Here is a 16228-nt window from a genome sequence, read left to right as displayed (position 1 = left end):
TCGTTTAATGTATTCGAATTAGATGCGGCTTCAAACAATGGTGTTGATGATATTAGAAGTATTATCGACCAAGTTAGAATACCGCCACAAACTGGAAAATACAAAGTATATATCATTGACGAGGTGCACATGCTTTCGCAAGCAGCTTTTAATGCTTTCCTGAAAACATTAGAAGAACCACCAAAGCACGCCATTTTTATTTTAGCTACAACTGAAAAACATAAAATTATTCCAACGATCTTATCGCGTTGTCAAATTTTTGATTTCAAAAGAATTACAGTTAAAGATGCGAAAGAACATTTAGCTGAAATTGCTAAAGAACAAGGCGTAGCTTACGAAGATGATGCTCTACATATTATTGCTCAAAAAGCAGATGGAGCAATGCGTGATGCTTTGTCTATTTTTGACAGAGTAGTTTCGTATTGCGGAAAAAACCTTACCAGACAAGCTGTTACCGAAAATTTAAACGTTTTAGATTTTGAATATTACATCAAAATCACCGATTTAATTTTAGAAAATAAAATTCCAGATTTATTAGTTGCTTACAATGATATTTTAGCAAAAGGTTTTGACGGACATCATTTTATTGCAGGTTTGGCATCGCATTTTAGAGATTTATTAGTGTGTAAAAATCCGGCTACTTTACCTTTATTGGAAGCTGGCGAACAAGCGCAAGCCTTATATGCAACGCAATCGCACAAAGCAATGCATGATTTCTTGATAAAAGGAATTGAATTAGCAAACGAATGCGATTTGAAATTTAAAGTCAGTCAAAATCAGCGACTTTTAGTTGAACTTTGTTTGATGCAATTAGCCTCTATCACTTTTGATGGAGAAAAAAAAAAGTAGCTAAATTTATAATTCCGGCTACGTATTACAAGAACAACACCTACTCTATTTCGGAAGTTTCAACGGTTAAAACTCAGGTTCCAACTGAGGAAACAAAACCTGTTATAGTATCTGAAACAGTTGTAAAAGAACCAATAGTTGCTGAAATTCCTAAAGTTCAAAACGAAGTAGTTGCTCCTATAGTTCCTGAAATTCCGAAACCAGTTCTTACCAATTTAAATCCGACAGGAACTAAAGTTTCGGCACTTTCATTAGCGAGTATTAAAGCGAAAAAAGAGTTAGAAGCCCAACAACAAACTTTTCAAAAACACAGAGAAGAATTACCTTCAGAAACGTTTAACGAAACCGATATGTTGTTACAGTGGAATAAATTTGCTCAAAAAATGACCGATAGCGGCAAGCGTTTATTAGCTACTTACATGCAAATGAACGATCCAACGTTAAACGGAACCACCATTACTTTAGAACTTCCAAATCAAAGTACGAAAGAGGAATTTTTATCGGGATGTCATGAATTAATGGGTTATTTAAGAGGAAAATTACACAACCACGATATTACCATTGAAGTTGTAGTAAATGAAACTACCGAAAATAAATACGCTTTTACTCCACAAGAGAAATTTGAACGTTTAAAACAAATTAATCCAAATATTGAATTGTTGAGAAAGACGTTTGATTTGGATGTTTAAGAAAATCAAGAATCAGTTGATGAAGTAAACAGCCATTATTGACTGGGCTGTTCGATTTTTAATTTTATTAATGATTTCAAATAATAAAATGAACTGTAATATTCTAAATCATTGTCAATATTGGTTTCCATATTATTCAGTTCATTAAGAATTTCTACATCGTCTTTAAACTCTTCTTTAAAATATGAAACACCCCAAATTGGATGTTTAACAAAAAGCTTTTGGATTTCATAGTGATAATCTTTTTTCTTAAATGACTTATTATTATTTATTTTATCACTTGTAATAAAACTAATTTTTACTTTAGGTTGAAAGATTTCGGTATCTGAAGTTTTATTTAAAGTTGATTCAGAACAAATTTCATTTATTTGCTCCTGTTTTTCTACCAACATTTGTAAAAGATCTTTTTTGAAATTTTCTACTACCATTCTATACCGAATGTGTTCATCTTTTCTTTGATAACATTCTTTCAGTATTTCCTCTTTATATAGATAATCAGTAATAAATATATGCTCAAAAAAAATTGAAGTTAATTCTACTATAAGATTAAAATCATCCTTTAAAATTACATTTTCAAGTTCTTTTAATTTAATAATATAGCTTTTCGATATCTTCCTAATTTTATCAAGTATTAAATCAAAGTATTTATTGAGAAAAGTTTTGTGAGTGTTAATAATTTCTGAAACAGCAAACGATTTCTCAATTCCTGAAAAATTATTATCTTTTGAATATTTTATATAATGAATATTACTTGTTGTTAAATTTCTTCCCCAAAAAATTGACGAAAGTAATTCGTTAGATTTTTGGTCTTTATTGATTGGGTGACCTATTAATTCGTTCCTAATTTCACGATTTGGATCTTTGTCTTTTTTAGTACTTTTTGCAACTTTAAAAATTGTTAATAATTCATCCGTTAAATCTTGATGTACATAAATTATTTGCAATAACCCTGTGGAATAAAATATACTTTTTTGAAAATCACCTCTTTCTGGTGTTGATTCTATAATATCAAAAGTTTCATTAAAATAACTAAGAATATCGCCGTAATAATTAGTTTTGATTTCATCATTCCAAAGAATACAATTTTGGATTGTTTTATACTCCCAAACAAAATCATTCCAAAACTCTGTTATTCGTTCGAGTTTATTCTTTAAAATCTCCATAGTCTTAATATAACGGTATGTAACCTTCAACTAACTAATTAACATCTTTAAATCTTCCCATAATACATCGCCTTCACGATACCATCAGATAATCCAATTTTTGGCACATAAATATGTCTTGCGCCACTCCATTTCATCGCATTTAGATAAATTCTTGTTGCAGGAATAATTACGTCGGCGCGGTCTGGGTTTAAACCTATTTCGGCGATTCTTTGTTCGTAGGTCATGCTGTTTAATTTTTGGTATTGCGAACTTACATACACATACGAAAGTGGTTTATCTTGTTGTTTTTCAGATAATTTGAATAATTTATTGATATTTCCACCAGAACCAATTAGTGTGATGTCTTCAAAAGGTTCGGTATTAGTTTTAATCCATTTTTCAATTTCTTGCCAAACTACTTCATTTACCATGTTATTCAACAAACGAACGGTTCCGTTTTTGAACGATTTAGATGCGATGATTTTTCCTTCGTAGAACAAAGAAAATTCGGTACTTCCACCACCAACATCCACATATAAATAGGCTTTATCAGTACTGATGAATTGTTTTAAATCGGATGCAGCAATGATAGCGGCTTCTTTTTTGCCATCGATGATATCAATTTTTATATCGGCTTTCTTTTTGATGATTTCGACTACTTCTTTACCATTATAAGCTTCTCGCATGGCTGAAGTAGCGCAGGCTTGATATTTTTCTACCTTATGTACTTTCATTAATAATTTGAAAGCTTTCATGGCATCAATCATTCTGTCGATATTTTCCTCCGTAATTTCGCCCACAGTAAAAGCATCTTGTCCTAAACGAATAGGAACACGAACTAAGGAACTTTTGTTGAATTGAGGAGCGCAACCTTCTTGCTCTACAATATTAGTTACCAATAACCTCATGGCATTGGAACCGATATCGATAGCTGCATATTTTTTTATTGTAATCATTTATCTTTTATTATTGCAACTCTTCTGCAATTACATCTAATTTGTTTTGGTAATAATTGTACATTTCTTGTTGGGCTCTGAACGGTTTTTCATCGCCTCGTTTTCTGTATTGATTTAATAAATCTGCAGAATGAATTCGGGCTTTTACGTTAGCTTTCCAACCTATTTCGAACGTTTCAATTAGTTCTTTTTTAATTTCTTCATCATAAATAGGACAAGTAACTTCTACCCTTGCATCTAAATTACGCGTCATGAAATCGGCTGATGAGATATAGACTTCAGGATCGCCAGCATTTCCAAAAATATAAATTCGGGAATGTTCTAAATAATTATCTACGATACTGATGGCTTCAATATTTTCGCTTAATCCTTTTACGCCTGGAATTAAACAGCAAATTCCTCTAATGACTAATTGAATCTTAACTCCAGCATTACTCGCTTCATACAATTTATCCGTCATTTTAAAATCGGATATACTGTTCATTTTCAATTTAATATACGCTTCTTTTCCAGAAAGAGCGTTTAAAATTTCTCTATCGATTAGCTTATTAAAACGTGTTCTTGTATAATGTGGAGATACTATTAAATGCTTATATCGATGCACTCTATAATTCACATCAAAGAAATCGAAAATCTTCGCGGCGTCTTTAAGAATTTCTACATTACTTGTAAACAAAGTGACATCGGTGTACACCTTTGCCGAATTTTCATTGAAATTTCCAGTTGAAATAAATCCGTAGCGTTTAACTCTTCCTTCTTCAATACGTTCGATAACGCAAATTTTACTGTGTACTTTTAAACCTTTTACTCCAAAAATCAATTCGATTCCTTCGGTTTGCATTTGTTCGGAATAGGAAATATTACTTTCTTCATCAAAACGCGCTTGCAATTCGATTTGAACCGTTACTTTTTTTCCGTTTTTTGCAGCATTTATAAGAGAACTTACGATTTGCGAATTCTTAGCCAAACGATACAATGTAATTTTTATTGAAGCTACTTTTGGATCTAAAGCCGCTTCACGCAAGAATTTAATGATATAAGAAAAAGACTGATATGGTGCATAAAGTAAGTAATCTTTCTTTTTAATTCGCTCTAAAATACTACCTTCTAAAGATAATCCTGGAACTGGTAGTGGTAAGTTTTCTCTATATAATAAATCGTATCTTCCTAAATGTGGAAAGTTCATATAATCTCTACGATTGTGATATCTTCCACCCGGAATAATACTATCAGAACTTAAAATATTCATTCCTTTTAGGAAAAATTCCAAAGTATCTTTACCAATGGCTTGATCGTAAACAAAACGAACAGGTTCGCCCACTCTTCGCTCTTTAACCGAATTGGAAATCTTTTCCATTAAACTTTTACTCAAATCACTATCAAATTCCAACTGTGCATCTCGAGTAATTTTAATCATGTGAGCTGAAATACTTTTATAATCAAATATATTAAAGATGCTATTTAAGTTAAGACGAATAACATCATCTAAAAGAATGATATACTGTTTTTCAGAATTAGAAGGTAAAACTACAAATCGATTAATAGTATTTGGAATTTCGATTACTGCATACTTGATTTCTTCGGTTGAAGATTCTGATTTCATAACCAATTTAATTGCTAAATATCCTGAAGTGTCTTTTAATAAAGGAAATTCTTCTAAGTCATTTAACATGATAGTTACTACAGCAGGACTTACCTTTTGAATAAAATAATCGTGAATAAAAACTTCCTGTTCTTTGGTAACCTGATTTTCATTAATAATATAGATGTTTTCTTTTTCGAGTTTTTTTTCGATTTCACTTAAAATGCGTAAACTTTCCGATTGTTGCTCAATAACAATATCAGTAATTTCTTTAAGCAATTGCTCTGCTGGAACACCAAGAATTTTTTCGGTTTCATTAGTTTCAAGACTCATACGACGAATGGCTGCGTATCGAACTCTGAAAAACTCATCTAAATTGTTGGAAAAAATTCCAAGAAAACGAAATCTATCTAATAAAGGTACACTTTCATCATTTGCTTCTTGAAGTACTCTTGCATTAAACGTTAACCAACTTTTTTCTCTATCTATATAGTTATTTGTAGTATTGTTCATTTTTAAACTGGCTTGGAAATAATGTTGCTTTAGTTTGTCCTTTTGATATGTTATTCCAATCATCAGTATCAAATTGCAAAGCAACTACACCAGATGTTGGTACATTATCTATATAAAGGTCTCCAAATTTATTAACAAATTTTGTAATAGCTTCATTATGTCCGAAAAGAATTAGGCTATCATATGAATTTTCACATTTTTTTATACTTTTTTCTAAGCTCTTAGCATCAAAAGTGTACAAATCTTCTGAAAAATGAATCGTTTCTAAAGGAATAGACAAGTATTGCGAAAAAATAAAAGCCGTTTCTTGAGTTCGTTTAGCTTTACTACTCCAAACAATGTAAGAAGGAGGTAAAATTTTTGGTGTTTTAGAAGCGATTAAATGTGCATCACGAACACCTCGTTGAGAGATAGATCTATCAATATCCTGAACTGGAGCATCCCAACTCGATTTAGAATGCCTAATAAGTATCAAATTTTTCATAGTTATTAGTTTAGAGATTCAAATTACTACTTTTTTTTGAATTAAAAGTTAAAGCTTTTGCTAATTTTAAGTTAGTTAGTAGATTTTTTTAAACACTTTATCGAAAACACTGATCTAATTAAAGCTAACTGTTAGTTTTTGAGTAATTTAGCATTGTTATAATAATCTATTCCCCTATTTTCTTTTTAAACTTAACTTCATTTTCACCCCTAAACCCAACCTTAAAATCAACTTACTGTAATTATTAATTTTTAAAAATTATTATTATGGAAAGTTTGTTAAAAATTGAAATTAGAACATTATTTCTATGCTCTCTTTTCTTAATGTGTTCTACAATAAACATAAGAGCCCAGCAAATTTATAATTGCAATGATACTTCTTTTGAATCAAATCAAAAACTGAAGAATAAACTTACTACCGTTTTAAATTCAACAGATTTAGTTCAACTAGAATCCAATCAATTTTCAAGAAATTCTAATAATTCTAATAGAGGAACCATTTTAGATATTCGCTATGAAAATTTGAATATGATAAATCAATTAAATGCTTTAGAAATATCAAATTTAAAATATTGTATACTTAGAATAAGAAACAATATTGCTCCAATTGATTTAGTTGCTTTGAATGCTTTGATAAATTTAGAATTACTTCATGTAATTATTGAGACTGATTACCAAAGTGTATTTTCAGTACTGAATGTAAATAATCCTAATTTATTCATTACCTATCAGATAAGTGTTCCACAATAAAATTAAAAAAATGAAAACAAAAAATTACTCTAAAGGTGTAAGTTTTGGTGGAAATAATAGTATCATAATATTCTTTTTATTGGTGAGTGTTGTAATGCATTCTCAAGTGAGAGTCAATTTTACTTCACGTGAACCTATTGCTTCTCCTTCAACAAGTATTTTTAATATTAAAGGTGATTTTACTTTAATTGGAAATACTAATTTAACACTAAACAATTATGATGTTAACGAGCCAAATAGTAATAACAACATGATTTATGTTGATATTGATGGCGACTCTAATACATTTAATTCTTCAAGCGCTAATTTAACATTTTCAACAGAAAATGGAGCTGTTCCAGAATGTTCTAAAGTTGTTTTTGCTGGTTTATACTGGACGGGGAGATCATCTGATGGTTCAAATAGTCCCGATATTTTTAATGTGACTAAAAATTCAGTTACTAAAACATTTAATAAAAGAAAAGTTAAACTTAAAGGTCCTACTTCATCATCATATACTGAAATTACTGCAAATACAAACGATATTTATTATCCTCAAAACTCAGATGGCTTTATGTATTCAGCTTTTGCTGAAATTACTGAATACGTAAAAACAAATGGTTTAGGACAATATACTGTAGCTGATATAGCGCTAGTTGAAGGAAATGGTGGTTCAACTGGTTATTATGGAGGATGGGGAATTATTGTTGTTTATGAAAATTCAAAAATGAAATGGAGAGATGTCACTGTTTTTGATGGTCATGCCTATGTGCAAGGAAACTCAACATTAAGTCACCAAATCCCTATTTCAGGATTTAATGCGGTTCAAACAGGTCAAGTTAATGTTAAACTTGGTTTAATGGCAGGTGAAGGTGATAGAAGTATTAGTGGTGACTATTTCAATATACAAAGATCTAGTGATAATAATTGGCAAACATTAAGTCATTCAGGAAATTCAACCAATAATTTCTTTAATTCTTCCATTCAAACTGGAGGAAATACTAGAAATCCAAACCTTGTTAATAATACTGGTCTTGACATTTCAATGTTTAATATTCCTAATCCAAGTAACTCTGTAATTGCAAACAATCAAACATCCACAACTCTAAGATATGGTTCAACTCAAGATACCTATGTAATTTTTATGGCAGCAATGGCTGTAGACGCTTATATTCCAGACCCTGAAGGAGTCATGTCTTTAGTAACAATTAATGGTGTACCAGCGACTTCTACGACAACTGTTACTCCAGGCCAAGAAATTGAATACTCCATCAAAATTCTTAATGAAGGAACCGAAAATATAAATAACGCTCAAATAAAAATTCAATTACCATATACAGCAACATTTGTAAATGGAAGTCAAAGCGGAATTATTAATTTTAGTCCGCTACCAACTCCAAATAATGTTTATTTTAATCCAAATGATGGTCCATCTGGTACTCTTATTTGGGATATTGGAACATTACCTGTTCCAGCAACTCCAACAACAATCTTAGGAGAATTAAAATATAAAATAAAAATAACAGAGGATTGCTTTTTACTAAAAAATCCAAATTGTGTCCCCTCTGCATCATTATATGGTTATATAAATGGAATTGGTGCAATTACAGGAATTCAAATTATAAATAAACCTTTTATTCAAGGTTATGTTACAAGTGGTTTATGTATTGGAGATCCTATTTTAAATCCTATAACGACAATGATTGATGCTACAAACTTCATTAATCAAAACTGTCAAAATACTATTACCGAATTAGTTTTTAATTATTGTAGTCCAATATCTCAAGTTCCTTTCAATTCGATTGCGTCAAACTATCCAATTGGTACACAATTTTATAACAGTTATCCTATTAATGGAAGTACAATTGAATATACAAGTTCAAATCCATTTCCAAATACATTAGGAAGTTTTAATTACTATGCTGTGCCTCCAAATGCAAATGGTTGTTACTATACTTTACAAATTAACATAGTTGGAAATCCAACAATTACATCTCCTCAATCTGTAAATATAAATGGCTGCAATTCTTCTGTAATTTCTCCTTTAGTATATAGTGAAACACCTGTTAATATTAATCTTCAGGATTTTATTAATGCTGGCGGAAGTGTATCAAACAATCAATTAAATTATACTATATCTTATGTTGATTCTTCAAATGGTAGTTGTCCTCTTATAGTAACAAGAACATATACAATAATTACTTCATGTAGTACTCAAACAATTACACAAACCTTTACCATTATTGACGATACAGATCCAACAATCACAACGCAAGCTTCAAACTTAGAAGTGCAATGTGATGGAAACGGAAACACTGCTGATTTAAACGCTTGGTTAGCTTCTAATGGTGGTGCTGCTGCAACTGATGTTTGTTCTTCAGTAACTTGGAGTAACAACTTTACTTCGGTTTCTGATACTTGTGGAGCGACTGGTTCGGCTTCAGTAACTTTTACTGCTACTGATAATTGTGGAAATAGTTCTTCAACAACGGCTACATTTACAATCATTGATAACACAAATCCAACAATCACAACGCAAGCTTCAAATTTAGAAGTACAATGTGATGGAAATGGAAATACGGCTGCATTAAACGCTTGGTTAGCTTCTAATGGTGGTGCTTCAGCTACTGATGTTTGTTCGAATGTGACTTGGAGTAACAACTTCAATTCAGTTTCTGATACTTGTGGAGCGACTGGTTCGGCTTCGGTAACTTTTACCGCTACTGATAATTGTGGAAACAGTTCTTCAACAACAGCTACATTTACTATCATTGATAATACAAATCCAGTGATTTCTGTACAAGCTTCTAACTTAGAAGTACAATGTGATGGAAATGAAAATACTGCTGCATTAAACGCTTGGTTAGCTTCTAACGGTGGTGCATCGGCTAGCGATGTTTGTTCATCGGTAACTTGGTCTAACAACTTCACTTCAGTTTCGGATACTTGTGGAGCGACTGGTTCTGCTTCGGTAACTTTTACAGCTACTGATAATTGCGGTAATAGCTCTTCAACTACTGCTACATTTACTATCATTGATAACACTAATCCAACAATCACAACGCAAGCTTCGAACTTAGAAGTACAATGTGATGGAAATGGAAACACTGCTGATTTAAACGCTTGGTTAGCTTCAAATGGTGGTGCTTCAGCTAGCGATGTTTGTTCATCGGTGACTTGGACTAACAACTTCACTTCGGTTTCTGATACTTGTGGAGCGACTGGTTCTGCAACAGTAACTTTTACAGCTACTGATAACTGTGGAAATAGTTCTTCAACTACAGCAACATTTACAATTATTGATAATACGAATCCTGTGATTTCTGTTCAAGCTTCTAACTTAGAAGTACAATGTGATGGAAATGGAAACACAGCTGATTTAAACGCGTGGTTAGCTTCTAATGGTGGTGCTGCTGCAACTGATGTTTGTTCTTCGGTAACTTGGAGTAACAACTTTAGTTCAGTATCTGATACTTGTGGAGCGACTGGTTCTGCAACAGTGACTTTTACTGCTACTGATAATTGCGGAAACAGTTCTTCTACAACAGCTACATTTACAATCATCGATAACACTAATCCAACAATCACATCGCTAGCTTCTAACTTAGAAGTACAATGTGATGGTTCTGGAAACACTGCTGCATTAAACGCTTGGTTAGCTTCTAATGGTGGTGCTGCTGCAACTGATGTTTGTTCGAACGTAACTTGGAGTAACAACTTTACTTCGGTTTCTGATACTTGTGGAGCGACTGGTTCTGCTTCGGTAACTTTTACGGCTACTGATAACTGTGGAAATAGTTCTTCAACTACTGCTACATTTACAATAATTGATAACACGAATCCAGTAATATCTGTTCAAGCTTCAAACTTAGAAGTACAATGTGATGGAAATGGAAATACTGCTGCTTTAAACGCTTGGTTAGCTTCTAACGGTGGTGCTGCTGCAACTGATGTTTGTTCTTCAGCTACTGATAATTGTGGAAATAGTTCTTCTACAACGGCTACATTTACAATCATCGATAACACAAATCCAGTGATTTCTGTTCAAGCTTCTAACTTAGAAGTACAATGTGATGGAAACGGAAACACAGCTGATTTAAACGCTTGGTTAGCTTCAAATGGTGGCGCTGCTGCAACTGATGTTTGCTCGAACGTAACTTGGAGTAACAACTTCACATCAGTTTCTGATACTTGTGGAGCGACTGGTTCTGCTTCGGTAACTTTTACAGCTACTGATAATTGTGGAAATAGTTCTTCTACAACGGCTACGTTTACAATCATCGATAACACAAATCCAGTGATTTCTGTTCAAGCTTCCAATTTAGAAGTACAATGTGATGGAAATGGAAATACGGCTGCTTTAAACGCTTGGTTAGCTTCTAATGGTGGTGCTGCTGCAACTGATGTTTGTTCGAATGTGACTTGGAGTAATAACTTTACTTCGGTTTCTGATACTTGTGGAGCGACTGGTTCAGCTTCGGTGACTTTTACTGCTACTGATAATTGTGGAAATAGTTCTTCAACTACTGCTACGTTTACAATAATCGATAACACGAATCCAACAATCACAACTCAAGCTTCGAACTTAGAAGTACAATGTGATGGAAATGGAAACACTGCTGCTTTAAACGCTTGGTTAGCTTCTAATGGTGGTGCATCGGCTACTGATGTTTGTTCTTCAGTAACTTGGAGTAACAACTTCACTTCAGTTTCTGATACTTGTGGAGCGACTGGTTCTGCTTCGGTGACTTTTACAGCTACTGATAATTGCGGAAATAGTTCTTCAACTACTGCAACATTTACAATCATTGATAACACCAATCCAGTTTTCACTAGTGAACTTCCTCAAAACATTTCTGTTTCTTGTGACGCAGTTCCTAATCCAGCAGAAATGACAGGTTCTGATAATTGTAGTGATGTAACTATAACTGTTTTAGATACAATCGACAGAGAAGAATCGCAATGCGAAGGAGAATACATCATTAGTAGAACTTGGACGATAACTGACAACTGTAATAACAGTTCAAGTTATACCCAAACTATAACTGTATTTGATACTACTCCTCCAACTTTAACAACTCAATTAAACACACAAATTAGTGTTTCATGTTCTGAAATTCCTGAAATTCCTGAATTAGTATTCACCGATAATTGTTCCGGAGTTCAAGAAGTTGTTTATAATGAAACTTCAACTATTATTTCAATTTATGAATATGTTATTATACGTGAATGGATTATTTCTGATAATTGTGGAAATGAAGCTAATTTTTCACAAACAATAAATGTAAGTGTTGAAGAACCTTTTGATGCAATTCCTTTCGCAATTTGTATTGAAGATGATCCAATAGATTTATTTACTATATTAGACGATTCAATTCCTACAACAGGAGAATGGCTTGAAGTTACTAATTCGGGTGGATTAACAGGAAGTATTTTTAATCCGATTAATGTAACTTTAGGTTACTATACTTTTCAATATGTGGTTGAATTAGAAGACAATTCTTGCCCTATGATCTATGAAGTGTATTTGAATGTAAATGATGATTGTGTTGTGTTAGCTGCTTGTGAAATTACCGTTTACAACGCAGTTTCACCTAACGATGATACTTCAAATGATTTCTTCTTCATCGACGGACTTGAATGTTATCCAGATAATACAGTAGAAATTTATAACAGATGGGGAATTTTAGTCTATGACGAAACAGGTTATGATAATACTCTTAAATCGTTCAAAGGTATTTCTGAAGGTAGAAATACTCTTAATAAAAATGAACTTTTACCAGATGGAACTTACTTTTACATTCTGAAATATACAGATGAAGAAAATAAGAATCATGAAAAAACAGGATATTTATACCTAAACCGTTAATAGATTAAAGCAACTTAAATACGAACAAGATGAAAACGATTTTAACTATAATTTGTGCATTCATTTTACAAAGTATGTGCTATTCTCAACAGGATTCTCAATATACTCAATATATGTACAATACTCCTTTAGTTAACCCTGCTTATGCGGGTTCTAGGGAAACAATCACCGCTTTTTTATTGCATAGAAATCAGTGGGTTGGATTAGACGGAGCGCCAGTAACTAATAATTTTTCTATAAATATGCCCGTGGGAGATTCTAATTTTGGAGTAGGATTAAATTTTGTCAATGATGAAATCGGTCCCGTTTCTGAAAATGAATTTTCGGTAGATTTGGCTTATTTTATTCAAGTTTCTGAAAATTATAAATTGTCATTAGGTTTAAAAGGAACCGCTAATTTGTTTCAATTAGATGTAAACAAACTTAGAGTTTTTGACCCAACAGATCCACAATTTCAAAATATGGATACCGAATTTTCTCCAAATGTAGGAGCTGGATTATATCTATTTTCAGATAAAACTTACTTTGGATTATCTGTACCAAGCTTTTTCGAATCGTATCGATATAATGACAACAATATTGAAATTACAAAAGAAAAAATGCACTTCTATTTTATTGCAGGACATGTATTTACATTAAGTGAAAACATCGATTTTAAACCTGCTCTTTTAAGTAAAATTGTAGAAGGTGCTCCACTGCAAGCTGACGTTACTGCGAATTTCTTATTCTTCGATAAACTAACATTAGGTGCGGCTTATAGATGGGATGCTTCCGTGAGTGCATTAGCTGGATTTCAAATTTCAGATTCTTGGTTTATTGGATATGGTTATGATTTAGAGACAACTAAACTTGCTAACTACAATTCAGGTTCTCACGAGATTTTCCTACGCTATGAGTTTTTCAACAGAAGTAGAGTTTCAGCACCTAGATTCTTTTAAATTTTCCGATTATGAAAACATTATACACACTAGTATTCGTCTTAAGCATCACAATTGGTGCTTTTGCACAAGGGTCTAAGCTAAACAAAGCAGACAAAAAATACGACAAATACTCCTATATAGACGCAATCGAAATTTATGAGAAAGTGGCCGAAAAAGGATACAAATCTGCTGAATTATTTGAAAAATTAGGAAATGCTTACTATTTCAATGGAGAATTAGATAAAGCGTCTAAATGGTATGGTGAACTTTTTGCCCTAAATCAAGAAGTAGATTCAGAGTATTATTTTAGATATGCTCAAGCCTTAAAAGCAGAAGGTAATTACGAAAAATCAAATCAGTACATGGAATTATTTGCTCAAAAAACAAACGATACTAGAGCCAAATTATTTCAAGAGAACAAAGATTACTTAACTGATATTGATGCCGTTTCTGGAAAATATACCATGGATAAAACCGATGTAAATTCAGAGTTTTATGATTATGGCCCAACATTTTTTGGAAAACAAATTGTATTTACTTCCTCAAGAAGCGAAGGCAATCAGTATTCAAAAATTCACGATTGGACCAAACAAAATTTTACAGATTTATTCGTAGCTTCAATTGATAATGACGGAAAATTAGGAAGCGTAGAAAATTTTTCTAAAACAGTAAACACCAAATACAACGAGTCCTCTCCTGTTTTCACAAAAGATGGCAAAACCATGTATTTTACCCGAAACAACTACAACGACGGTAAAAAACGTAAAAGTGATGATAAGGTTATCATGGAGAAAATTTACAAAGCCGAACTAGTTAATGGCGAATGGACGAATGTAAAAGAAGTACCGTTTTCAAATGATAATTACAAAACGGCTCACCCAACGTTGAGTCCAGATGAGAAAACCATGTATTTTGCTTCAGATATGCCGGGAAGTTTTGGAAATTCTGATTTGTATAAAGTGTCAATCGATTCTAATGGAAATTTTGGTTCGCCAGAAAATTTAGGACCAACCATCAACACTGAAGGAAGAGAAACTTTCCCTTTTGTTGATGCTGATAACAATTTATTTTTCGCATCTGATGGACATCCTGGACTTGGTGGTTTAGATATTTTTGAAGCAAAATCAGCTAATAATTCATTTGAAAAACCTGTTAATGTTGGAAAACCATTGAACAGTCAAATGGACGATTTTGGTTACGTTACCAACAAAGAGAGTTTAGGATTTTTCTCATCTAACAGAGATGGCGGAAGCGGTTATGATGACATTTATACATTTACCGTTTGTACCCATACTTTAACTGGTTTAATAACAGATATTGACACAAAAGCAATTTTACCAAATGCTAAAGTGATATTATTTGATGATAAAATGAATAAAATTAGCGAAACTACTTCTTCAGATAAAGGTTCCTATTCCTTTAAAATTGAATGTAATAAGAAATACTACGTAAGAGCATCAAAAGAAGAATATGAAACTACTGAAAAATCATTTGGTCCAGTAACAAAAACAGGTGAATCTAAGTTAGATATCGAATTAAAACGCAACATCTTCCCTGTTGAAGTAGGAACCGATTTAGCAAAAATACTAGATGTTAGTATTATTTATTTCGATTTAGACAAATGGAATATTCGCCCAGATGCTGCAGAAGATTTAGAAAAAATCATAGCCGTTATGAACCAATATCCAAACATGACAATAGATATTCGTTCACATACCGATAGTAGACAAACGCACAAATACAACGAACTGTTATCAGACAGAAGAGCAAAATCTACTTTAGAGTTTATGGTTAAAAACGGTATCAACAGAAACCGATTAACAGCAAAAGGATATGGAGAAACACAATTGGTAAACAATTGTTCAGACGACGTTCCGTGTAGCGAAGCAGAACATCAAAAAAATAGACGAAGCGAATTTATCGTACTAAAAATGTAACCTACACACATATCTATATCATTTTTAATAAAAGCAGTTATTCTCGTAATAGCTGCTTTTTTATGTAATAAAAGTTTTATATATTTGAGAATGTTTACTTGTTAGCTGTTATAATAGAAAAAAATGGACGAAATATTAGAAAGAAAGATATTCAGGAAAGCTCGTCTTTGTCAAATGAAAAGAAGACATCACTCATATGTTTCGGGAGCTAAATACAAAAACACCCGAATTGTAGAAAGTTCAGGTAAAATTTTACAAGCAAATATTTATTCCAATGAACTTATAAATGCTTTAAATGTTTTTGGTAAAATTGGAACTAAATATAACAAATCTACTATTGGATTCTGTGCTGAAGTGCATTCTGTAAATTCAGTTTGTGAAGCACGTAAAATAACAAATATTGTTTCAATAGAAGTTGGCAGTGCAATACGACCACGTACGATGCAAAAAGGAAAAAAATGTGCAATTTGTAATCAGTTATTTTAATGTATTATTATTACTATTATTACGGAGGCAACATATTTGAAACTCCAGAAAATTATGACATAGACTATTT

11 protein-coding genes are annotated in these 16228 nt (G+C 32.2%); 7 read left to right on the top strand and 4 right to left on the bottom strand.

Annotated elements, in window-relative coordinates:
- On the top strand, positions 1 to 849 hold an 849-nt coding region (gene dnaX, locus L6Q46_RS09495), incomplete at its 5' end, for a DNA polymerase III subunit gamma/tau (RefSeq protein WP_291284104.1).
- Positions 850 to 1199: 350 nt separating this feature from the next.
- Complete coding sequence (locus tag L6Q46_RS09490) at positions 1200 to 1538, top strand: DNA polymerase III (RefSeq protein ID WP_291284103.1); 339 nt, start codon at positions 1200 to 1202, stop codon at positions 1536 to 1538.
- 35 nt (positions 1539 to 1573) lie between these two features.
- Here L6Q46_RS09490 and L6Q46_RS09485 read toward each other — a convergent pair whose 3' ends face one another.
- The 4 genes from L6Q46_RS09485 to L6Q46_RS09470 are packed head-to-tail and all read right to left on the bottom strand — an operon-like array spanning position 1574 to position 6218.
- On the bottom strand, positions 1574 to 2701 hold the full coding sequence (locus L6Q46_RS09485) for a hypothetical protein (protein ID WP_291284102.1): 1128 nt from the start codon (positions 2699 to 2701) through the stop codon (positions 1574 to 1576).
- 47 nt (positions 2702 to 2748) lie between these two features.
- Entirely contained in the window at positions 2749 to 3639 is an 891-nt protein-coding gene (locus L6Q46_RS09480) for an exopolyphosphatase (protein WP_291284101.1), read from the bottom strand.
- A gap of 10 nt (positions 3640 to 3649) precedes the next feature.
- The gene (gene ppk1, locus L6Q46_RS09475; protein ID WP_291284100.1) at positions 3650 to 5734 is read right to left on the bottom strand and encodes a polyphosphate kinase 1; all 2085 of its coding nucleotides are present in this window, start codon (positions 5732 to 5734) and stop codon (positions 3650 to 3652) included.
- Positions 5715 to 6218 (bottom strand): histidine phosphatase family protein, encoded by a 504-nt coding sequence (locus tag L6Q46_RS09470; protein ID WP_291284099.1) that lies wholly within the window; start codon positions 6216 to 6218, stop codon positions 5715 to 5717. The genes ppk1 and L6Q46_RS09470 overlap by 20 nt, the downstream gene beginning before the upstream one ends.
- Before the next feature lie 266 nt (positions 6219 to 6484).
- On the opposite strand from L6Q46_RS09470, the gene L6Q46_RS09465 reads away from it, so the two are divergent.
- The 5 genes from L6Q46_RS09465 to L6Q46_RS09445 all read left to right on the top strand — a co-directional run bounded on the left by L6Q46_RS09465 (position 6485) and on the right by L6Q46_RS09445 (position 16158).
- On the top strand, positions 6485 to 6967 hold the full coding sequence (locus L6Q46_RS09465) for a hypothetical protein (protein ID WP_291284098.1): 483 nt from the start codon (positions 6485 to 6487) through the stop codon (positions 6965 to 6967).
- 10 nt (positions 6968 to 6977) lie between these two features.
- Positions 6978 to 12815 carry a gliding motility-associated C-terminal domain-containing protein gene (locus L6Q46_RS09460; protein ID WP_291284097.1) on the top strand — a complete coding sequence of 1946 codons (5838 nt, stop codon included), beginning with the start codon at positions 6978 to 6980 and terminating at the stop codon, positions 12813 to 12815.
- Between the two features lie 29 nt (positions 12816 to 12844).
- Positions 12845 to 13753 carry a type IX secretion system membrane protein PorP/SprF gene (locus L6Q46_RS09455; RefSeq protein WP_111565808.1) on the top strand — a complete coding sequence of 303 codons (909 nt, stop codon included), beginning with the start codon at positions 12845 to 12847 and terminating at the stop codon, positions 13751 to 13753.
- Positions 13754 to 13764: 11 nt separating this feature from the next.
- On the top strand, positions 13765 to 15672 hold the full coding sequence (locus L6Q46_RS09450) for an OmpA family protein (protein ID WP_291284096.1): 1908 nt from the start codon (positions 13765 to 13767) through the stop codon (positions 15670 to 15672).
- Between the two features lie 123 nt (positions 15673 to 15795).
- On the top strand, positions 15796 to 16158 hold the full coding sequence (locus L6Q46_RS09445) for a hypothetical protein (protein WP_291284095.1): 363 nt from the start codon (positions 15796 to 15798) through the stop codon (positions 16156 to 16158).
- The last annotated feature ends 70 nt before the right edge of the window (positions 16159 to 16228 follow it).

This window comes from Flavobacterium sp. (assembly GCF_023151265.1).
Taxonomy (GTDB): domain Bacteria; phylum Bacteroidota; class Bacteroidia; order Flavobacteriales; family Flavobacteriaceae; genus Flavobacterium.
This window is presented reverse-complemented; position numbering and strand designations above follow the sequence as displayed.